At 64.1% G+C, this 22,024-nt stretch carries 12 protein-coding genes and 3 pseudogenes; 8 read left to right on the plus strand and 7 right to left on the minus strand.

Going from position 1 to position 22,024, the window contains the following annotated elements:
- Positions 1-187: transposase (locus F7R02_RS07280; protein ID WP_151210039.1), on the minus strand; the 187-nt coding region annotated here is incomplete at its 3' end.
- A gap of 55 nt (positions 188-242) precedes the next feature.
- Here F7R02_RS07280 and ampR point away from each other — a divergent pair.
- Positions 243-1,118 (plus strand): LysR family transcriptional regulator AmpR, encoded by an 876-nt coding sequence (gene ampR / locus F7R02_RS07285; RefSeq protein ID WP_033484380.1) that lies wholly within the window; start codon positions 243-245, stop codon positions 1,116-1,118.
- Between the two features lie 15 nt (positions 1,119-1,133).
- Here the strand turns inward: ampR and F7R02_RS07290 are convergent.
- Positions 1,134-1,634 (minus strand): annotated as a pseudogene (locus F7R02_RS07290) (YcxB family protein).
- A 187-nt stretch (positions 1,635-1,821) separates the two neighbouring features.
- A complete protein-coding gene (locus tag F7R02_RS07295) occupies positions 1,822-3,741 on the minus strand; it encodes an ABC-F family ATP-binding cassette domain-containing protein (protein WP_003489566.1) in 1,920 nt (639 codons plus the stop codon).
- Between the two features lie 181 nt (positions 3,742-3,922).
- Here F7R02_RS07295 and F7R02_RS07300 point away from each other — a divergent pair, with 181 nt between their 5' ends.
- The 4 genes and pseudogenes from F7R02_RS07300 to F7R02_RS07320 all read left to right on the plus strand — a co-directional run bounded on the left by F7R02_RS07300 (position 3,923) and on the right by F7R02_RS07320 (position 12,573).
- A complete protein-coding gene (locus tag F7R02_RS07300) occupies positions 3,923-6,310 on the plus strand; it encodes a TonB-dependent receptor plug domain-containing protein (protein ID WP_078590261.1) in 2,388 nt (795 codons plus the stop codon).
- 434 nt (positions 6,311-6,744) lie between these two features.
- Positions 6,745-7,170: pseudogene (locus tag F7R02_RS07310) on the plus strand (VOC family protein).
- 273 nt (positions 7,171-7,443) lie between these two features.
- The gene (locus F7R02_RS07315; RefSeq protein ID WP_078590262.1) at positions 7,444-9,831 is read left to right on the plus strand and encodes a TonB-dependent receptor plug domain-containing protein; all 2,388 of its coding nucleotides are present in this window, start codon (positions 7,444-7,446) and stop codon (positions 9,829-9,831) included.
- A 342-nt stretch (positions 9,832-10,173) separates the two neighbouring features.
- Positions 10,174-12,573 carry a TonB-dependent receptor plug domain-containing protein gene (locus F7R02_RS07320; protein WP_003489560.1) on the plus strand — a complete coding sequence of 800 codons (2,400 nt, stop codon included), beginning with the start codon at positions 10,174-10,176 and terminating at the stop codon, positions 12,571-12,573.
- 199 nt (positions 12,574-12,772) lie between these two features.
- On the opposite strand, the gene F7R02_RS07325 is transcribed toward F7R02_RS07320, so the two are convergent.
- Positions 12,773-13,966 (minus strand): cytochrome P450, encoded by a 1,194-nt coding sequence (locus F7R02_RS07325; RefSeq protein WP_078568436.1) that lies wholly within the window; start codon positions 13,964-13,966, stop codon positions 12,773-12,775.
- Between the two features lie 444 nt (positions 13,967-14,410).
- Here F7R02_RS07325 and ybaL point away from each other — a divergent pair, with 444 nt between their 5' ends.
- Positions 14,411-16,108 carry a YbaL family putative K(+) efflux transporter gene (gene ybaL, locus F7R02_RS07335; protein WP_005913620.1) on the plus strand — a complete coding sequence of 566 codons (1,698 nt, stop codon included), beginning with the start codon at positions 14,411-14,413 and terminating at the stop codon, positions 16,106-16,108.
- A 139-nt stretch (positions 16,109-16,247) separates the two neighbouring features.
- Here the strand turns inward: ybaL and F7R02_RS07340 are convergent, their stop codons facing one another.
- The 3 genes and pseudogenes from F7R02_RS07340 to F7R02_RS07350 all read right to left on the minus strand — a co-directional run bounded on the left by F7R02_RS07340 (position 16,248) and on the right by F7R02_RS07350 (position 18,737).
- Positions 16,248-16,817 carry a hypothetical protein gene (locus F7R02_RS07340; protein ID WP_003488851.1) on the minus strand — a complete coding sequence of 190 codons (570 nt, stop codon included), beginning with the start codon at positions 16,815-16,817 and terminating at the stop codon, positions 16,248-16,250.
- Between the two features lie 28 nt (positions 16,818-16,845).
- A pseudogene (locus F7R02_RS07345) lies at positions 16,846-18,162 on the minus strand (DUF6792 domain-containing protein).
- Positions 18,159-18,737 (minus strand): hypothetical protein, encoded by a 579-nt coding sequence (locus tag F7R02_RS07350; protein ID WP_078590295.1) that lies wholly within the window; start codon positions 18,735-18,737, stop codon positions 18,159-18,161. The pseudogene F7R02_RS07345 and the gene F7R02_RS07350 overlap by 4 nt, the downstream one beginning before the upstream one ends.
- A gap of 343 nt (positions 18,738-19,080) precedes the next feature.
- On the opposite strand from F7R02_RS07350, the gene F7R02_RS07355 reads away from it, so the two are divergent.
- Together F7R02_RS07355 and F7R02_RS07360 are read left to right on the plus strand one after the other, a co-directional pair.
- On the plus strand, positions 19,081-19,842 hold the full coding sequence (locus F7R02_RS07355; protein WP_078590263.1) for an HpcH/HpaI aldolase family protein: 762 nt from the start codon (positions 19,081-19,083) through the stop codon (positions 19,840-19,842).
- The gene (locus F7R02_RS07360; protein WP_078590264.1) at positions 19,843-21,984 is read left to right on the plus strand and encodes a TonB-dependent receptor family protein; all 2,142 of its coding nucleotides are present in this window, start codon (positions 19,843-19,845) and stop codon (positions 21,982-21,984) included.
- Positions 21,985-22,024 lie beyond the last annotated feature (40 nt).

The raw sequence follows: 22,024 nt of genomic DNA on the forward strand, positions 1-22,024 counted from the left end.
AACGGTTCATGCGTGTGTAGACCGTATGCCAGTTGCCAAAGCGCTTGGGTAGGCCGCGCCATTTGCAGCCATGCTCGGCAACGTAAAGGATGGCGTTGACCACTTGCAGGTTGGTCATGCTGACATTGCCGCGCTGCGCCGGCAGGCAGTGTTCGATCAGAGAAAATTGTGCTGGCGTGATCTCCATGCCCAATAGTTTAATCGCTCGGGCCATTAGTGTTAACAGGCCCTAATCTCTGCCCATGCCCCGCCCCCGCCTGCCGCTCAATGCCCTGCGCGCGTTCGAAGCCGCCGCGCGCCATCAGAATCTGACCCGTGCGGCCAACGAGCTGTGCGTCAGCCAGGCCGCGCTGAGTCACCAGATCAAGGCGCTGGAGCAGCAGTTGGGCGCCAGCCTGTTCCACCGCCTGCCGCGCGGGGTGGCACTGACCGACGAAGGCGCCGCACTGGCGCCGGTGCTCGGCGAGGCCTTCGACCGCATCGCCGCCACCCTGGAACGCTTTGCCGAGGGCCGTTACCGCGAGGTGCTCAGCGTGGGCGTGGTGGGCACCTTCGCCACTGGCTGGCTATTGCCGCGGCTGGCGGCGTTCCATGCGGCGCATGCGGATATCGAGCTGCGCCTGTCCACCCACAACAACCGCGTCGACCTGGCCGGAGAAGGCCTGGATCTGGCGATCCGCTTCGGCGATGGCGATTGGCAGGGCCAGGTTGCCGAAGCCGTGATGGAAGCGCCCTTTGCACCGGTGTGTGCGCCGGCAATGGCGCGCGGCTTGCGCGTGCCGGAGGATCTGGCGCGCGTGCCGTTACTGCGCTCGTATCGTCTGGATGAGTGGCCGCAGTGGTTCCGCGCGGCGCGTGTGACGGAGGTGCCCGCGCGCGGCACCATGTTCGATTCGTCGCTCACCCTGGCCAGCGCAGCGGCAGCCGGCGCCGGCGTGGCGTTGTTGCCGCTGCCGATGTTTCGCCAGGACCTGGATGCCGGACGCCTGGCCTGCCCGTTCCCGATCGCCATCGATGCCGGGCGCTACTGGCTGACGCGGCTACGGTCGCGGCCGCAAAGCGACGCCGGGCGCCGGTTGCGCGATTGGCTACTGGCCGAACAGCACGGCAGCAGCTGAGCAGCACTGCCGCGCTTAGGGCGCTCTGGACGTCTTTCCCACCTGCACGGCCAACTGACGAAACGCCTCGTACTGCGCCCTGTCGGCGAACCAATGCGGGCAGAACAGCTCGAACAGCCGGTCGTTGTGGTACAGCAGCAGCACCCGCTCATTTTCGCGGATGCGCATGTAATCGGACCAGGGGCGACGCAGATGGCCGTCCGCCCAGGTGATTTCCAGTCCGTTCTCGTCCCATGCATAGGTTTAGGTATGCCGCAGCGAGGCCTGCTGCGCGTGCAGGCGTTTGATCCGCCGTGGCAGGCCCCACACGTGCAACAGCGCCAGGCCGATCAACCCGCCGCCACCGCTGCCGATCAGCACCGGGCCGATGATCTCGCTCGCGTCACTCAGTTGCAGCACCACCACCCCGACCAGCAGCAGAACAGCCAGAAACACGATCACACGTTTGGACGAATGACGCGCATGCAAGCGCTGTGCGGCCAGATGGTCTTCCAGGCTGATGGTGGCGGTGATCATGGGCAACCTCCTTGCTGGGCTCCAGGCGCAGCGTAACCCAGCGGTTTTTGTCGTGACTAACGACAGGTAGCGCAATCGGCAGGCGGGTACGAACCGTGCGCAGAACCGCAACGTAAGCGTGTTACCTGCCGCACCGAGCACCGGCCGCAGCCACCCGTTGGCTGCGCAGTCGTGTTGTCAGCCGCTCTTACGCACCGTCGATCAATTCCATCCACGCCGTCTCGGCTTCAGCCAGCTGCTGCGCGGTTGCTTCGCGGTCGCGTCCGAGCACGGCCATCTTCTCGCTGTCGGCGTAGTTGCCGGGATTGGCCAGCTCGCGATCCAGCGCAGCAAGCGCCGCTTCCAGCTCGCCGACGCGCTTTTCGGCGCTGGCCAGCTTGTGCGGGTTGACGGCTTTTTTCGGCGGCAGCGGCTTGGTCGGCGGTGGCGGGGTCGGCGCCACTTCGGCCATCTTCTGCTTGGTGCCCTGCGCAGCCGGGCGACTACGCAACCAGGCCGCATATTCGTCCAGGTCGCCGGCGAACGGCTCGACCACGCCATCGGCCACGCGCCAGAAACTGTCGCAGACCAGGCCGATCAGATGGCGATCGTGGGAGACCATCACGATGGCCCCCTCGAAATCGCTCAGCGCCTCGGCCAGCGCTTCACGCATTTCCAGGTCCAAGTGGTTGGTCGGTTCGTCGAGCAGCAGCACGTTCGGCTGCTGCCAGGCGATCAACGCCAGCGCCAGACGCGCGCGCTCGCCGCCGGAGAAGCCATCCACCACTTCGAAGGCGCGGTCGCCGGCGAAATTCCATTTACCCAAAAAGTCGCGGAACGCCTGATTGGCGCCATCCGGCGACAGCTCGCGGAAGTGGTCCATCGGCGACTGGCCTTCGTGCAGCGATTCCACCGTGTGCTGGGCGAAGTAACCGATGCGCAAATCCGGATGTGCGCTGCGCTCGCCTGCCAGCGGTGCCAGTTCGCCCACCAAGGTCTTGACCAGGGTGGACTTACCCGCGCCATTGGGCCCCAACAACCCGATCCGATCACCCGCTTCCAGGCCGAAACCGACATCGTGCAGGATGACCGTGGCGGCGTCACCCCCATCCGCCCTTCGGGCACCTTCCCCCGCACGCGGGGGAAGGGTTGCGGGCGCGGGATAGCCGGCTTCCACGTGATTGAGCCGGATCAGCGAAAACGGCAGCCGATTGGGCTGCGCGAACTGGATGCGAAACTCGCGCTCGGCGCGCACCGCCTCGGTGCCGGCCATCTTGGCCAGGCGCTTCATGCGGCTCTGCGCCTGGGTCGCCTTGCTGGCCTGCGCCTTGAAGCGGTCGATGAAGCTCTGCAGATGCGCGCGCTCGGCCTGTTCCTTGTCATGCGCGATCTGCTGCTGCCGCAAATGTTCGATGCGCTGGCGTTCGAAATCGGTGTAGCCACCGACATACAGCTTGGCGGTGCCACCATGCAGGTGCAGGGTGTGGGTGGCCACGTTGTCGAGAAATTCGCGGTCATGCGAAATCAGCAGCAGCGTGCCCGGGTACTTGAGCAGCCACTGCTCCAGCCACAGCACCGCATCCATGTCCAAGTGGTTGGTTGGTTCGTCGAGCAGCAGCAGGTCGCTGGGCATCATCAGCGCGCGCGCCAGATTCAGCCGCACGCGCCAGCCGCCGGAGAACGACGACACCGCGCGATGGTGCGTGTCTGCCGGAAATCCCAGACCGTGCAGCAACTTGCCGGCGCGCGCTTCGGCGTCGTAGGCGCCGATCTCGGCCATCTTCTGGTGTGCGTTGGCCACCGCCTCCCAGTCTTCGCGTGCGGTGGCTGCGGCTTCTTCCTGCAGCACCGCGGAGACCTCGATGTCCCCACCAAGTACGAACGACAGCGCCGGGTCGGGCAAGGACGGGGTTTCCTGCGAAACGCTGGCCGTGCGCACCTTGCCGGGCAGATCGACGTCGCCCTTGTCGGCCTCCAGCTCGCCCTTCACCGCAGCGAACAGGCTCGACTTGCCGGTGCCGTTACGGCCGACCACACCGACGCGGTAGCCGGCGTGCATGGTCAGGTCGACGTTGGAGAGCAGCAGACGCTCGCCACGTCGCATGGAGAAGTTACGCAGGGAAATCATTGATGGACAGTCCGATAGAACGAAAAGGAATGAGCAGATGAGCAGCATTCCTGCGACGCCATTCTAACGTTAACGAATAATTAGCGCCTTCAGCGTGGCCGCCATCTTCTTCGCCCTCCCGCGACCACCGCCTGCCTAGCCTTGCCTGGTCCTGCCTGGACCCACGTTTTTTGGAGTTGTCATGAACACCCCCGTTTCCGCGCTTGCGACCGCCGTGGTCGCTGCACTGCTTGCCTCCCCCGCCCTGGCCCAGACCGCCGCGCCGGCGACTGCCCCGGCCAACACCCTGGATACGGTCATCGTCACCGGCACCCGCGGGTCGGACCGCACCGTGGCCGAGTCGCAGTCGCCGATCGACATCATCAGCGCCGAGTCGCTGCAGGCCACCGGCACCCCGGAACTGGCCACCGCTCTGGCGCGCGCCCTGCCCTCGTTGAACTTCCCGCGCCCGGCGCTGAGCGATGGCACCAGCGCGATCCGCCCCGCGCAGCTGCGCGGCCTGTCGCCCGATCAGGTGCTGGTGCTGGTCAATGGCAAGCGCCGCCACACCTCCTCGCTGCTCAACCTCAACGGCACCATCGGTCGCGGCGCGGCGGCGGTGGATCTGAACACCATCCCGGTCGCGGCCATCGCACGGGTGGAAGTGCTGCGCGACGGCGCCTCGGCGCAATACGGTTCCGACGCCATCGCCGGTGTGGTCAACATCGTGCTCAAGGGCGCAGAAAAGGGCGGCAGCCTGCAAGCCGGCTTCGGCCAGTATTCGGCGGGCGACGGCAACAACTACGAGCTCTCCGGCGACACCGGCGTGGCCTACGGCGGCGACCGCGGCTGGCTGCACGTCGCCGCCCAGCTCAACCAGCAGGATCCCACCGACCGCGCGCGCGCCTATGCCGGCGCGCCCAGCGTCTCGCAGCCGGCAGTCGGCCAGAAGGCGTTCAAGATTGGCGACCCGGAGGTCAATGCGCAGGCGGTCTCGGCCAATACCGAATTCGCCTTCACCGACAGCATCACCGGCTATGCGTTTGCCACCGCCAGTAACCGCGACATCACCTCGTTCGCGTTTTTTCGCGCGCCGGGCAGCACCACGCAGAACATCTTGTCGATCTATCCGCAGGGCTTCCTGCCGGAGATCCAGACTTACGCCAAGGATCGCTCGCTGGTGGCCGGCGTGCGCGGCTCCACCGCCAGCGGTTGGGACTGGGACGCCAGCTACAACTACGGCTACAACCGCATCGATTTCCATACCCGCAATACGCTCAACGTCAGCCTGGGCCCGACCTCGCCCACCTCGTTCTACGACGGTGCGCTGGAAACCACGCAGAACATCGTCAACCTGGACGTCAAGCGCGGTTTCGACTGGGGCCTGGCCTATCCGGTGACGGTGGCCTTCGGCGCCGAGTACCGCAACGAAAAGTGGAACCAGTCGCCGGGCGAAGCGGGCTCGTATTTCCAGGCCGGCACGCTGGCCGGTGGCGCGCAAGGGTTCGGCGGCTTCGCTCCGAGCGTGTCGGGCCAGTACGCGCGCGACAGCTACGCGCTGTATGCGGATCTGGAAGCCGACTTCACCGACAAGTTCTCTGCCGGCCTGGCCGGGCGTTACGAGGATTACAGCGATTTCGGCAGCCAGGCCTCGGGCAAATTTTCCGCGCGCTATGCGTTCACCGACAAGATCGCGTTGCGCGGCACGGTGTCGTCGGGCTTCCGCGCGCCATCGCTGGCGCAGCAATATTTCCAGTCCACCAGCACCACGTTCCTGGCCGGCAACCCGAACCCATTCGAGATCCGCACCTTCCCCGCCGACAGCAACGTAGCGCGCGCGCTCGGCGCCGAACCGCTGGATGCGGAAACCTCGCTGTCCTACAGCCTGGGCCTGGTGCTGCAGCCGACCGATGCGCTCTACCTCACCGTGGATGCGTACCAGATCGATGTGGACGACCGCATCGTGCTGTCGTCCAACCTCACCGGCACCGGCGTGCGCAGCCTGCTGGAATCGCAGGGCATCTTCGGCATCAACGGCGGGCGTTACTTCACTAATGCAGTGGACACGCGCACGCGCGGCGTGGACGTGGTGGGCAGCTACCGCTGGCAGCTGGCCGCCAGCAGCGTGGACCTGACCGCCGGCTATAACTACTCGGAAACCGAGGTGCGCAGCGTGGCCGCCAACCCGGCAGCGTTGTCGGCCAACGGGCTGAGCCTGGAGCGCATCGACCGCACCGAGCGGGGCCGCATCGAAGAAGGCTTCCCGCGCGACAAGTTCCTGATCAACGGCAGCTGGAACCTGGAGCACTGGACGCTGGCCCTGGGGGCCACGCGCTACGGCAAGTACAGCACCCGCCCGGCAGACGCTAGCAACGACCAGACCTTCGGCGCCAAGTGGGTGGTGGATGCATCGGCCAGCTACAAGGTCGACCGTTGGACGCTGACGCTGGGCGCAGACAATGTGCTGGATCAATACCCGGACGAAAACAACTTCGCCAATTCCACCAGCGGGCAATTCCCCTACAGCAATCTGTCGCCGTTCGGCTTCAATGGTGCGTATGTGTACGGGCGCATCAACTACCGCTGGTAAGCGCTGCGCTTGAGCAGCCGATGTCGTCCTCGTGATCGTGAGGCAGGCGATGCGATCGGCCAGCTCGCGATCAGCACGGGACATCCGCAGCCTGCGCCGTGATCGAGAACGCGGCGTCGATGCACGCATGGCATGTCGCATTGCATCTTCGACATCGAGAGTCGACCACACGCCCCGGCCAGCCCGGGGCGTGTGCGTATCGGCCAGGCGTTACCTACGGCCTCTTTGGAGCGGCAAACAAACTCACTGCCAGCGCCAGGCGGACGCGGCCGGTGCTCGGTGCAGCCTCGACCATGCGTGCACCGCGGTTGGTGTGCGCCGTCTGCGCGCTGCGCTTTGGCAGCCGCTCTGCGCACCGCATCGCTGCGAGGTGAAGAACAGCCGGCAGCTGCGGTGGTATCAACTGTGCTTCCGTCATTGCCGGAGCACGCTCCATGCAAACATCGCAGCTGTCGCGCGGACGCTTGATCGACCATCTGCACCTGGTGGTGCAGGACCTGCCGGCCAGCCGGCGCTTCTACCAGGCTGTGCTGGACGTTCTCGGCATTCCGGTCGGTGGCGAAGGCGACGGCTTCTTCTGGGCCGACGAACTGTTCGTCTCCGACCGCGCCACGGTGGCACAAGGTGTGCTGACCGGCCGCCACCACCTGGCGTTTCAGGCACGCGATGTGGCGATGGTGCAGGCCTTCCATCAGGCGGCGCTCGTCCATGGGGGTCGCGACAATGGTGCGCCCGGCCTGCGCACCTATCACCGGCACTACTAAGCCGCGTTCGTGCTCGATCCGGACGGCAACAACATCGAAGCCGTCTTCCATGGTGTTGCGCAACGCAGTGCAGATGCGGTGCACATCACATTCTGATGTACAAGTTTCATAACTGGTATTGCCGTCCACTATGGTGCAAGCGAGCGCCCGCCGTAGCAGGTCTGGTGCAGGCGTCGCATCACTTTGGTGCACGATGACAACGTTGCCAGTAGCACGGCAGAGATGACAGTTGCTTGCGCAACGTAACCAAAATTTGACATGCGGTTACACGTGGTTAATGGTTGAGAACGCACCGCAGCTGCCGCGCTGGACGCGGCCCGGGAGGGGGCCCCTGCGATGCATCCGTTCCCCACTCGGAGTTGTTACCGCATGAATTGCAAGACCAGTCCACTCGCAGTCGCCGTTGTTCTTGCACTGTCGTTTTCCGCTTCAACCGCGTCTGCACAGTCGCAGGCGCCGGCCCAGAAAACACTGGACACCCTGATCGTGACTGGCACGCGCGTGGCCGATCGCACGGTCGCCGAATCGGCATCGCCGATCGACATCATCTCGCCGCAGGCACTGGAATCGACCGGCACCACCGAGTTGGCGACCGCGCTCTCACGCGCGATTCCCTCGCTCAATTTTCCGCGCCCGGCCATCTCCGACGGCTCTGACGCGGTACGCCCGGCACAGCTGCGTGGCCTGTCGCCCGACCAGGTGCTGGTGCTGGTCAACGGCAAGCGCTATCACAGCACGGCGTTGATCAATCTCAACGATACGCAAGGGCGTGGCTCTTCGCCTGCAGACCTCAACACCATTCCGATCGCCGCGGTGGAGCGCATCGAAGTGCTGCGCGATGGCGCGTCTGCGCAATACGGCTCGGACGCCATCGCCGGCGTGATCAATGTCGTGCTCAAAGGCAGCGGCGAAGGCGGCAGCATCAATGGTCGCTATGGCAAGTACAGTGCTGGCGACGGCGAGCAGTATCAATTGTCCGGCGATGCCGGTTTCAGCTTCGCCGGCACCGGCAAGGTGCACCTGGCCGCACAGGCCGGGCACTCGGATCAGACCAACCGCGCATTGCCCTTCCAGGGCCGTGTGGAGCAACGTTACGGCGACCCCGACATCGACCAGGGCGCGCTTTCGTTCAACGGCGAATACAGCCCCACCGATTACCTCACCTTCTATTCGTTCGGCATGGTCAGCCGGCGCGAAGTATTGTCCAACGGCTATTTCCGTTTTTCCGGCGACAATCGCAACCGCCCGGAAATCTATCCGGACGGCTTCCTCCCGCAGATCTACAACGTCAGCAAAGACGTCTCGTGGGTAGGCGGTTTGAAGACCTCCACCGAAGGTGGCCTGAACATCGATCTGAGCTACAACTATGGCCAGAACAATCTCACCTTCGATGTGCGCAACAGCTTGAACAACAGCCTCGGCGTGACGAGCCCGACCGACTTCCACGCCGGTATGCTGGAAGTGACGCAGAACGTGCTCAATGCCGATTTCACCAAGACGCTGGATTGGGGCCTGGCCTATCCGGTGACGCTGGCCTTCGGTGCCGAATGGCGCGGCGAGAAATTCAACGAATCGCCCGGCGATGCGGCCTCCTCGGCCAACGGCGGTATTCCCTCGGCCAACGGATCGTTGATTCCCGGCGCGCAGGTGTTCCCGGGCTTCAAGCTCTCCGACGCCGGTTACTACAACCGCGACAGTCATTCGGTCTACGCCGATCTGGAAGCGGATCTGACCGAAAAATTGTCGGCCGGGCTGGCCGGGCGCTACGAGAAGTACAGCGACTTCGGCGACACCGCCACCGGCAAGCTGTCGCTGCGCTATGCCTTTACCGACAAGGTGGCGGTGCGTGCGACTGCGTCCACCGGCTTCCGCGCGCCGTCGCTGCAGCAGCAGAACTTCCAGTCGATCGCCACCCAGTTCCTCAACGTGGCCCAGCCCAACGGCACGGTGACCGCGATTCCGTTCGAGATCGGCACCTTCCGTACCGATAACCCTGCCGCGATCGCGCTCGGTGCCGAACCGCTCAAGGCCGAAGAGTCCAAGAATTACGGCCTGGGCGTGGTGTTGCAGCCGGTGGAGAATCTGTACATCACGGTGGATGCATATCGCATCGATATCGACGACCGCATCGTGCTGTCTGAAAACCTCACCTCCAATGCGGTCCGCAACTACCTGCAGGCCAATGGCTTCCCGGGCATCGGTGGCGGGCGCTACTTCACCAATGCGGTAGACACCAAGACGCAAGGCGTCGATGCGGTGGGCACCTATCGCTGGAACCTGGATGGCGGCAGCGTGGAGCTGACCTCCGGCTACAACTACAACAAGACCGAAATCAAACGCATCGCCGACAACCCGGCAGCGCTGATGGCGATCGACCCGAGTGCGGTGCGCATCGGCCGCGCCGAAATCGGCCGTATCACCGAAGGCACGCCGCGCGACAAGTTCTTCCTCGGCGGTACCTGGTCGCCGGGCAACTGGTCGTTCACCGGCACCGCCACGCGCTGGGGCGAGTTCAGCACGTTCGGCACCAACGCCGGCAGCGACCAGACCTACGCGGCCAAGTGGACGCTGGATCTGGCCGCGTCCTACAAGCTAGGCGCGTGGAACTTCACCGTTGGTGGCGACAACGTGCTCAACGAGTATCCAGACCGCCAGCAAGCCGGTTTGGGCACACGCACCTACCTGCCCTACAGCAGCGCCTCGCCGTTCGGTTTCAACGGCGCACTGGTCTATGCAAACGTGAATTACAAGTGGTAACTCCCAAGTGCCGGTCGGCCACGACCGGCACTTGAGTCGCGCGGCACTGCACGTCCGACGTGTCGCCGACGTCACCGTCCCTGGCCAGCCTCGCACACGTGAGGTGGCCAGGTTAGACGCTCTCCGCTGCACGCTGCACCGCTTGAGCAAGGACGCGCGCAGCAAAGTGCGCAAGGCGCCACACCGCGCGTTGCCGATTGCTGCCCTCTTCGCGCGCACTGCTCCGTACTGCGGAAGCAAGCGGCGCGCAGGCATGGCCGATTACCCGTACGCAGTTGCATTCCCCCGGTATTGACGGTGCTTCGTCGCTACGTCCATCACTCCTTTTGAGCCTTGACTCCCATGCACAACTCCAACGCACTCTCGCTGGCGATTTCAGTCGCACTCACCGTCTGCTCCTTCGCTGCCAGTGCGCAGTCGCAATCGACCCAGCCGCAGAAAACCCTCGACACCCTGATCGTCACCGGTACGCGCGTCAGCGACCGGACGGTGGCCGAATCCGAATCGCCGATCGACATCATCTCCGAGGAGTCGTTGCAGGCCACCGGCGCCACCGATGTCGCCACCGCGCTCGGCAAGCTGTTGCCGTCGCTGAACTTTCCGCGCCCGGCCATCGCCGACGGCAACGACGCCGCCCGTCCGGCTACGCTGCGCGGGCTGTCGCCGGACAACGTGCTGGTCCTGGTCGACGGCAAGCGGTATCACACCTCCTCGCTGGTGAACTACAACCCCTATGTCGGCCGCGGCTCGGCACCGGCCGATCTCAACTCGTTGCCGATGTCGGCGATCGCCCGCATTGAGGTGCTGCGCGACGGCGCGTCGGCGCAATACGGGTCCGATGCGATCGCCGGCGTGGTCAACATCGTGCTCAAGCACGGCGCCGCTGCCGGCAGCAACAGCATTTCGGTCAATGGCGGCATCATGGACAAGGGCGACGGCGCACAGAACGGTATCGACGGCTCGGTCGGCCTGCCGTTCGGCGCCACCAGCGGCGATAGCGCGCCTGGCTGGGTGCGGCTGTCGTGGAATTACCAGAATTCGATGGACACCAATCGCAGCGAGAACACCAATCGCGCTACCACGCTTGCCGGCGCCGCCAATCCCAGCGGCGTGCCCTACCAGCGTCATGGCGATCCGGATGCCAGGTTCTACCAGGGCCTGGTCGCGTTCGGCTATAACTTCACGCCCAGCGTCGAACTGTATGGCCATCTGAGCGTCAGCCGCCGCGAAGTGACCTCCAACGGCTACTACCGTGCCTACGACAACAGCGACCGCAATGTGCAGGCGGTGTATCCCAATGGCTTCCTGCCGCAGATCTACAACCCGATCAACGACCGCTCGGCGGTGCTCGGCGTCAAGGGCACCACGGAAAGCGATTGGCATTGGGACGTGTCGGCCACCTACGGCAAGAACGACATGACCTTCAACATCCTCAACAGCATCAACACCAATCTGTACTGGAGCACGGGCAGTTCGCCGACGAACTTCAATTCCGGCGGTTTCGAAACCGAACAAGGCACGCTCAACGCCGACTTCAACAAATCCTTCGACTGGGGTCTGGCCTATCCGGTCAATCTGGCCTTCGGTGTCGAACACCGCCAGGACCGCTACGAGATCGTCGCCGGCTCGCCGGCGTCGTATTTCTTCGACCCCGACACCATCAACCCGGAGACCGGAAGCCCCTACCCCGGCGGTGCGCAGGTGTTCTCCGGCCTGGAACCCTCGGTGGCCGGCAAGTTCGGCCGCCACAGCAACGCGGCATACGCAGCGCTGGAAGCGGACCTGACCGACAAGCTGTCCGGCGGTATCGCCGGACGTTACGAGAACTACAGCGACGCAGGTTCCACCCGCTCGGGCAAGCTGTCGGCCCGCTATGCGTTCACCGATACGTTCTCCATGCGCGCAACGGTTTCCAACGGCTTTCGTGCGCCTTCGCTGGCGCAACAGAACTACGCCTCGGTGGTGACCTTGCCGCAGGACGGTCAGCTGATCCAGGTCGGCACGTATCGCACCTCCGACCCGATCGCCGTGCAACTGGGCGCGCGTCCGCTGAGCCCGGAAAAGTCCACCAACTACGGGATCGGCAGCGTCTGGCAGCCGACCACCAACTTCACCTCGACGCTGGACGTGTACCAGATCCGCATCTGGGACCAGATCCTGTATTCGGACCAGATCCAGCTCGCCCAGCCGATCGGCCAGGTCGGTGCAGTGCAGTTCTTCGTCAACGGCGCTACCAGCCGCACGCGCGGCGTCGACTGGGTCAACAGCTATCGGGCCGATCTCGGTGCCGGCGGTAGCCTCGACCTGAGCGCCAGCGCCAACTACAACAAGACCAAGATCCTGGAGCTGTCCAATCCGAACTTCGGACGCGCCAGCCAGGGCTTGTTGACCGAATCCACGCCACGCACCAAGTACATGCTGGCAGCGGACTGGACCTTGGACGGCTTCTCGCTCAATGGCAATGCCACCCGCTACGGCGCGATCAAGCGCATCAGCGATCCGGCCGACGGCAGCCAGGACCAGACCTACTCGGCGCGCTGGATCCTCAATCTGGCGGCCAACTACACCTGGCAGGCGCTGACCTTCACCGTGGGTGCCGACAATGTCACCAACCAGTATCCGACCAAGGCACAGCTGACCACCGGCTACGATGATCGCGCCAGCGGTCTGCAGTACTCCTCGTTGTCGCCGTTCGGCTTCAACGGTCGCTACTGGTACGGCCGGGTGACCTACCGCTTCTGATCGACCGGCTCGCGCGAACCTGCCGATCCGCACATGCGTACACGCAAACACCGCCGAGTGATCGGCGGTGTTTGTCGTTGTGGGCATCTCGATTCGGGTGCAGCGGCCGTGCCTCATCTGCCACGGCGATTGCCGGCGCGGTGATTGCCGTTGCGATTCCATCCCGGCACGTCACGTCGCTGCACCGCCTGGCCGCAGCTCACCAGGAGGCCAGCAGCGCGTCGACACCGCGCAGGTTGGCGCGATCGTTCCAGCTCAGCGTGTCCAGCCCCTCCAGCCGAAGCGCTGGCAGACGCGCAAGCAGGCAGGCCAGCGCGGCTTCCACTTCGATCAGGGCCAGCCGGTTGCCCAGGCAGTGGTGGATGCCGCCACCGAGCGACAGCGCGCGGCCCTGCTGGCGGCGGATATCCAGCACCTGCGGGTCGGTGAACTGCAGCGTGTCGTGATTGGCCGCACCCAGCATCAGATACAGCATGGTGCCCCGGGGAACCGCCACGCCCTCGATCTCGAAATCCTGCAAGGCGGTGCGCGTGGCCATCTGCACCGAGCTGTCGTAGCGCATGCATTCGAGCACTGCATTGGGCAGCAGGCCCGGGGTTTCCTGCAGCAGGCGCAATTGCTGCGGATGCCGATGCAGCGCGACCAGCGCATTGCAGATCATGTTGGAGGTGGTTTCGTGACCGGCAAAGAACAGCAGGATCACGTTGGAGACGATCTCCTCCTCGCTCAGGCGGCGGCCGTTATCCTCGGCCTGGATGAAGCGCGCGATCAGATCATCGCCACCAGCGCTGCGACGTTGCGCGATCACGCCGTGGAAATATGTTGCCAGCTGGTCGTACGCAACGCTGGTGGCCTGCAGTTCTTCCGCCGTCATCATCGGATCGAAGACTTTCGCCAGCGCGCTGGTCGCGTGACTCAGCGCGGTGACATCGGCTGCAGCGATATCCAGCATCCGGCAGATGATGGCGATCGGCAGCGGGAACGCGAACTCGGTCAGCAGATCGCAGTGGCCGTTGGCCTGGAAAGCGTCGATCAACCCGGCGGCGATATCGCTGGCTACCTCACGCATGGACTCCATCTGCCGCGCACCGAAGGCCTGCGTCATCAGTCCGCGCAACTGCGTGTGCAGCGGCGGATTGAGCAGCAGGAACATGCGGCTCATGCCCTGGAACAGCGGCAGGTGCACCGCCGCCTCGCCGTAGCGCAGACGAACGCTCTGCAGATAGTCGCGGCCGACCCGTCGGTCGCTGAGCAGGCGATCGACCACGGCGTAGCGGCCGGACATCAGCCGCCCGTCCGCCACCTGCACCAGTGGGCCTTCTTCGCGCAGGCGTGCGTAGGTCGGATAGGGATCGTGGCGGAACTGGGGTGTTGCCAAATCGCTGAGAAGCATGGCCTGGCTCATGTGGCATCACCGCCGAAATGGGGGCGATGCATGCGTGCACCTGCCGAAGGACGCAGGTGCTCTACGGGATGCCCGGATTATCTGCACGCGTCGCTCCCCGGCCTTGCGCAAGCGCGAAGCGGTGTCGTCAATGTTGAGTCGGCGTGCCGGACTTGCGCCGTGCGTCTCGGCTCGCAGACGTAGGCATGGGCCACGGCGGTTTACGCGCGGCGCCTGATGCATGTCTCTGTTTGCGCGCATGCGCCACGTGTCGCATCGCGTTAATCATGCGCTGTGTACTATGGGCATCCGGCCAACCGGACCTGTCTTGCGGTCCAGTTCCCCCTGCCGGACTCCAGCCATGACCACGCAATGCCCGCAGGCGACGCCCGGCGCAGTGCCGTTGGCTGGTCGACTTCGACGATCTCCCGGACACTCTCACAACGGATTGGAATGCATCACGACACCAGCCTCATCGACATCATCGCCGTCGGCCTCGCGGTCGCCTTCATCCTTGGCACGCTCGCGCAGAAGGTGAAGCTCTCGCCGCTGGTCGGTTATCTGCTGGCCGGCGTGTGCGTGGGGCCGTTTACGCCGGGATTCGTGGCCGACCAGACCATCGCCAACCAGCTGTCCGAACTGGGTGTGATGTTGCTGATGTTCGGCGTGGGGCTGCATTTTTCGCTCGACGATTTGATGGAAGTGAAGTGGATCGCGGTACCCGGCGCATTGGCGCAAATCGTGGTGGCCACTTTGCTCGGCTGGGCGCTGGCGTGGAGCATGGGCTGGTCGCTGATTCACGGCTTGGTGTTCGGCCTGGCGTTGTCGGTGGCCAGTACGGTGGTGCTGTTGCGCGCCCTGGAAGAACGCCGTTTGCTGGACACCCAGCGCGGCCGCATCGCGGTGGGCTGGCTGATCGTCGAAGACCTGGTGATGGTGCTGGCATTGGTGTTGCTTCCGGCGCTGGCGGATGTGCTCGGTACCGGCGCACCAGCGGCGGCGCACGATGCGCAATCGCCCTCGCTGCTGGCCGCGCTGGGCGTGACCTTGCTCAAGATGGTGGCGTTCGTCGCGGCGATGCTGGTCATCGGCCGGCGCGTGATTCCCTGGTCGTTGGAAAAAGTGGCGGCAACCGGCTCGCGCGAACTGTTCACCCTGGCCGTGCTCGGCATCGCGCTGGGCGTGGCATTCGTGTCGGCCACGTTGTTTGGCGTGTCGTTCGCGCTCGGCGCGTTCTTCGCCGGCATGCTGCTCAAGGAATCGGAACTCAGCCATAAGGCCGCCAACGATTCGCTGCCACTGCGCGATGCATTTGCGGTGTTGTTCTTCGTCTCGGTGGGCATGTTGTTCGACCCGATGATCCTGATCGCGCACCCGTGGCAGGTCCTGGCGACCTTCCTGACCATCACCGTGGGCAAGTCGCTGGCGGCATTTCTGATCGTGCGCGCGTTCGGCCACCCCACCGGCACGGCGCTCACCATTTCCACCAGCCTGGCGCAGATTGGCGAGTTTTCCTTCATCCTGGCCGGCCTGGGCGTGCAACTGGCGATCCTGCCGGAAACCGGCCGTGACCTGATCCTGGCCGGCGCGCTGCTGTCGATCGTGGCCAACCCGTTCCTGTTCTCGTGGCTGGACCGCTGGCAGGCCAAGCAGGCGCAGGACGCGCCCGCCGCCGTGGAACCGGAACTGCCGCCCGGCCCAGCGTTGCCGGCCGATGGGCATGCCATCGTGATCGGCTACGGCCGCGTCGGAAGTTCGCTGGCGCAATTGCTGCGCAGCCGTGGCGTGCCGGTGCTGGTGATCGACGACAACGGCGACCACGTCGCCAAGGCGCATGCGGCCGGTATTCCCGGCATCCGGGGCAGCGCGGCAGCGGACCGCGTGCTGGCCGAGGCGCGCCCGGAGCACGCCAAGATCGCGATCCTGGCCATTCCGCAGCCGCTGGAAGCCGGCGAAGCACTGGCCAAGCTGCGCGTCATCAACCCCTCGCTGACACTGCTGGCGCGCGCCCACAGCGACGCCGAGGTCAAGCATCTGCTCGAACATGGCGCCGACGGCGCGGTCCTGGCCGAGCGCGAACTGGCTTATTCGCTGGCCGAAATGGTCATGTCCACCCCGCCGTACCGCGCGTTGAACGTGCCGGCGTCGTGATGCCGGTGACCGTCCACGCCACCACCGCCCGGTGGCAAGACGCATACGCATGCCGCTCTACGCATTTCAGGGTGATTTTCCCCGGGTCGTAGCCGCATCGTGGTTGTCACGGGCGATGCATACCGAGTTGCCGCCGACCTCAGCGTGGCTTGACGAGCCGATACTGGCGACGATCACCATAGGCCGCGCCCTTGGTGTCCACATTGGCGCATAACTGCCCGCCACACAACGTCACGTCCGCAGCGTTGTAGGCGCGCAGCAACTCCGCACGCAACTGAGTGTCGCGGATCTGCTGGCGGTACTGGCCCAACAACCATCCACCACCGCCCAGCAACAGCAGCAAGCTTCCCAGGACAACCGCAGCGCCTTTCCATAGCAGCAGGCGCTGCCCACGTTCGATACGCTTGAGTTGATCAGCCAGCGACTGCGCGCCCTCGCCGATCAAACCGCCGGCTTGCTGTAGCCGCTTCTCGAAGCCGGCGACGGGTTGGTCCATTCCCTGCTGGATGCTTCGAATCAAGGTGTCGGGCACGCGCTGCAGTGTCTGCTCGGCCGAACGGGTGACCACGGTTGGCAGCGACTGGGCCACTTGCTCCAACTGCTGCGCAAGCCGGCGTTGCAGTTGTTCCAATTCGGCGCAGCGACGCTCGAACTGCTCCATCAAGGCAGCGGCCTTGCTGACCAGCTCCATCGGGTCTTGTGTGTTCATCGTGCGTCCTGCCCTGCTGGTGATAACACTACAGACTGCGCGCGCCGGTGCGCATGGTTTCTTGCTGTTGCAGCTCGGCCTGTTGCCGCTGCGCTTGCATCGCCTGCTGGGCCGCCTGCTGTTCCTGCTGATTCACCGCCTCGACAGCCTCGGCGCGCAAGGCGCGGCCAGGCGGCTCGTTGGCCAGGGCCTGTGTCATCTGACGGAACTGATCACGCTCACCGTTCTGCGCGGCGGCCAACATGCGGTCCAGAAATGCGCTGTGGTCCTCCTGCAATGAGGACGGCTTGCCGCCGTGTGTCGGCGATGCCGCACGCACTTCCTGCGCATCCTGCTTAAGCGGCACCTACCAGGTCTGTGGCGCATGGCTGCGCTCGCGGTCTTGCTGAAGTTGCTGCATCTGCTGCTGCCAGGTCGGCGCATCCATCTCCCGACGCCCTGCTCCCGGTTCCAACGGACCGCGCAGGTGATCGAACCCATCGCGGGCCAGCCCAGGGATTCCACGCGAGTACACCGTCAAGCCGGACCGTAGCGTCTCGATGTCGCCGCGATACTTCTCGATCATCGGCGCGTACTGCCGAGCGAGCTGCTGCGTTGAAGGGTCTTCCAAGACGGAGGTATCCGCTTTGCCTGCCCCATCGACTGGCAGGAAGTTATGCATGCGATGCGATTCACCCAGCTTGACAGCCGCAGACACTGGATCACGCGCATCCAAGGCATCGGGGTCGTTGGCGTAATCAGCGGCCTTTAAGACAGCAATCTCGTGCGGTGTGGCATTGACCTTGACTTGGCCGTAATGCCGGCTCGCGGCACTGACTGCATCGCCGGCCATGACGTGATTGATCACATCGCTGCCGCCTTCCGGCATCCGCCGATCCAGACTGACCGCGCCGTAGGCGTCGAAGGTCTGCCCCTTAAGGCCGAAGTGATGCGCAGTAACTTGTGCCAAATTGCCACCGAGCGAGTGGCCTGAAACCGTCACATCGGGGATTGGTAGACCGGTACTGAGATGCTTCTGCTCTGCATATTTCAAGGCGCGCTGCGTAAACGTGATGGCGTCTGCTACCTGCGCATTGTGGCGAGTCGCGACCATCCCACCATCGGCCAGTACACCGTCCAGTAAGGGCTGGCGATCAAACTCGCTTCCTCGGTGGACAACTACCATTTCACCTGTGTCGGCCCTCTCATAGATTACACCCTGATAACCTGAAGGCCTGTCTATATAGTCCAGGTGCCTGCAAGGAACACCACCAATATCTACGATGGGGCTTCTCGGTCCCACCCGATCTGGCTTCTGGTATGCGTCATACGCAAGCGCTGCGTATTGCTGACTGGTTAGGCTCATGGAGAAACCTTCTCTGCTTTGAGAGTCACAACAAACAGATTTCTTCGGTTTGGCTCAGCGTAATTCTCGGCAGATGGTTTCCCTGTATCCGGGAAGTCCTCGATGCCACTTTTTGGATACCCGCCTCTCCAAAAGTAAGTTTTCTTTGAGGCCGACTGCAGAACCTGCTCTTTCTCCAAACTAGGCGCAAAGTCAGTCTCCTCATGTTTTCCAGTCGCTTTTAGCGACATGCCGACACCAGTCAACTCCCAGTGGCAAACTCCCTTTCCGTAATAATCCGCATCAATCATGCCATCTGCAAAAATTGTCGCTACGTAGGTCGTCTCGTCGATTTTTTTGAAGACTGCGGGAACACTGTCTTCTTTCTGCTTGGACCAAACCCCGGCAATCGGCTCGATCGGAGTGCATTGCTGATGATCAGACATCTGATAAAAAGTAGCACCGTCCACGAAACCAAACGGCCCTGGCGCATTCTCAATCGTCATCGTGATCCGATAGGCTTGCTTCGGATGCGGGTTCTTCCGATAGATCGGATCGCCGTCTTCGTCGCACGCCTGCGCGTCCCTGGATTGCATCGTGGTCTCCTTTGCTCCGCATGCGCACAGCGAAATCGTCAGAGAGATGTATAGCAGCGCGGCTGAAGTGCGGTACATAGTGGTTGGCCGATAAACGCCTTGTTTCTCAAGGCTACGGCGTTTCCTGGGCAGCAACAACATTGGGTTCGGCGTAAGACACGTGCTGTTGAACGGTTCCAAAGTGCGCAGCAACGCTCCGGGTGTGTGGGATGACTGTCTACAGGCTCCAAGCTAACCCATCGGAATCAAGCCGCAGTGGTTACCCAAAAAGACCGCCAGACACACTTGATAATCATTCCCATTAAGCGCAGGATGAGCACCCGTTTCCTTGGCGGCCTCTTCCATGGCGGTTGCAGTCGGCATCCTCAATGCAGTGCCAAGCGCGCAGCTCTGCGAATTGCTGGGTCGCATCGGCTATGGCTTTGTGGTGCTCGATCTGGAGCATGTGTTGCGTGCGCCCGACACGCTGGAACATGCGATCCGCGCCTGCGAGTTGTCGGGTTGCGAGGCCTGGGTGCGCGTGCCGGAAGTGGACGAAAAACTGATTGGCCGGGTGCTGGATGCCGGCGCGCGCGGGATCGTGATTCCGCGTACCGAGTCTGCGGCGCAGATCGGCGACGCCATCGCCGCGGCACGCTTCCCGCCGCTGGGCCGACGCGGCATCACCGGCGGCCGTGTCACCGGCTTCGGCACTGTCGATCTGCCCACCTACATCGCGCAGGCCAATGCGAACATCCGTCTCGTGCCGATGATCGAAAGCGCCGCCGGCGTGGCTGCCCTGCCGGAGATTCTTGCCACCCCCGGCGTGGCCCTGGTGATGGAAGGTGCGCTGGATCTGGCGCTGGATCTTGGTCTGGGCCCGCAGCCCACCCACGCGCAGGTGTGGGAATTGCTGCTGCAATTGCATGCGCAGTGCCTTGCTGCAAACGTCCCGTTCTGCCCCAACCCGCGCACCGACGCGCAACGTGCGCACTGGCTGCAACAGCCGGAGCTGCGCTGGCTGCTGGCCGGCGAAGACCGCGCGCTGATCCAACGCGCCTTGCGCGGCCATTTGGCCAGCCTTGCCGTCCCCCACTCACCTCCCGCCTGCAGGAGCACGCCGTAGATGTCGACGTTCCGTTTCCACGCCCTGGCCATCGCGATCGCGGCGAGCACGCTGACGCTGCCGCAGCTGACGCGCGCAAGCGATACGCCGACGACCGATGCGCTCGATGCGAGCGGTGGCGGCACGCCGATTCGCGCGCTGGATGCGATCCAGGTGCAGGGCAGCCTGCTCGGGCGCTCCAAGCCCGACGATGTGCAGCGTTACGCCGGCAGCCGCCAGGTGATCGACCGCGAGCAGTTGCGCAATGGCGGCAACCGTTCGCTGGACGATGCTTTGCAACGCGTGCCGGGCATCAAGATCTTCGACGAAACCGGCACCGGCGCGCTGCCGCAGCTGATGCTGCGCGGCCTGTACGAAAGCCGTAGCGGTCGCGTGCAGGTGCTCGAAGACGGCATTCCATTGGCGTTGGCCCCGTATGGGCAAACCAGCCTGTCATTGTTCCCGGTGGGGTTGAACCAGATCGACCGCATCGACATCGTGCGTGGCGGTGCGGCCGTGCAATACGGACCGAACAACGTGGGCGGGGTGATCAACCTGGTCAGCAAGGAGATCCCGAGCGCGTGGAGCACCACGCTGGCGTACAAGGTCACCGCCGGCGGCCAGGGCCAGTTCCTGCAGGACAATGCGCTCAGCAGCGGTGGATATCTCACCGATCATTTCGGGATGCAGATCGATGCCAATCGCACCTATGGCGAGTACTGGCGCGCGCATAGCGACACCGACATCAGCAATCTGCGCGTACGTGCCGAATGGTGGCTGGACGACACCAAGCTGCTCAAGGCCAGCGTGCAGCGGTATCTGGTCGGCATGGATCTGGCCGGCGCGCTGAGCCCGGATGATTATCGGCGCGACCCGCGCCAGTCCACCCGCCCGCTGGACAGCTTCAACGGCCGCACCACACGTGCGTCGCTGAGCTACGAACAGCTGCTGGGCGATTGGGGACCGATGCAGGACGTGCGCCTGGATTGGAGCAACTTCAGTGCACGCAGCAGTCGCAATTTCATTTTCGGCATGCGCCAGGCCTCCACCGAGACCTGGCGCTCGGACTTGCCGCCGCAACTGCGCCAGACCGCACCGCGCGACTTCCGCGTGGTCGGCAGCGAGCCACGGCTGAGCTGGAGCATGGGCGATGCCGGTGGCCTGCGTCAGCAATGGACTGCCGGGGTGCGTGCAGTGCGCGAGGACATCGATTTTCTGGTGGGCAATCTGCGTCTGCGCGACGGGCTATTCACCACCGTGCGCGATTGGCAGTTCGAAGACCGTGCGTTGGCCGCATACATCAGCAACGCCATCACCCTACCGGACGAGCGCGTGACGATCACGCCAGGCCTGCGCTACGAGCGGCTGGATTCGCGTTATTTCAATCGCGCCACTGGCGTCAGCACGCTCAACCAAACGCGCGATGTCTTGCCCGGGCTGACGTTGGGCTTCCAGGCAACTGAGCAGTGGTTCTTCTACGCCGACGGGCAGCGCTCGATGCGCGCGCCGCAGGTCACACAGATCATCTTCGGCAACAACCTGGATGCCGAGCTGGCATGGAATTACGAGACCGGCGCGCGCTATCAACCCAACGAGCGCACACGCATCCAGTTGGGTGGGTATCTCATCGATTTCGACAAACAGATTCAACTCGACAACACCACGCGCGTGTTTCGCAACCTGGGCAGGACCCGCCATCAAGGTGGCGAGCTGGAACTGCAGTGGAGCCCTGAGCAACTGCGTGCGCTCACCCTCAACGCCAGTTATGCCTATCTGGATGCCAGCCAGGAATCGGGCGCATTCCGTGGCTTGCGCGTGCCTTACACCTCGCGCAACCAGATCACGCTGGGCGGCACGTACGCGCTCGGTCACACCACTGTCGCGCTTTCCGGTTATTACTTCAGCAAGGCCTTCAGCGACGCGGCCAACACCGTGCAAGAGAACGCCATCGCGTCGGTGGGTCAGTTGCCGGCCTACATGGTCTGGAACACGCAAGTGAGCCATACCTTGTTCGAACGCGATGGACAGAAGTTCAGTGCATCGTTGGCGATCAACAACCTGTTCGACCGGCACTACTGGTTCCGTGGCGTGGACACCAGCCCCTGGGGGCGTCAGGCCGCGCCTGCGCGCACCGTCACTGCCGGACTGGAGTACACGTTTTAAACCTGCATCACGTGGCAAGCGCTGCACACGACCAATGCAC

It is taken from the genome of Xanthomonas cissicola (assembly GCF_008801575.1).
GTDB lineage: Bacteria > Pseudomonadota > Gammaproteobacteria > Xanthomonadales > Xanthomonadaceae > Xanthomonas > Xanthomonas cissicola.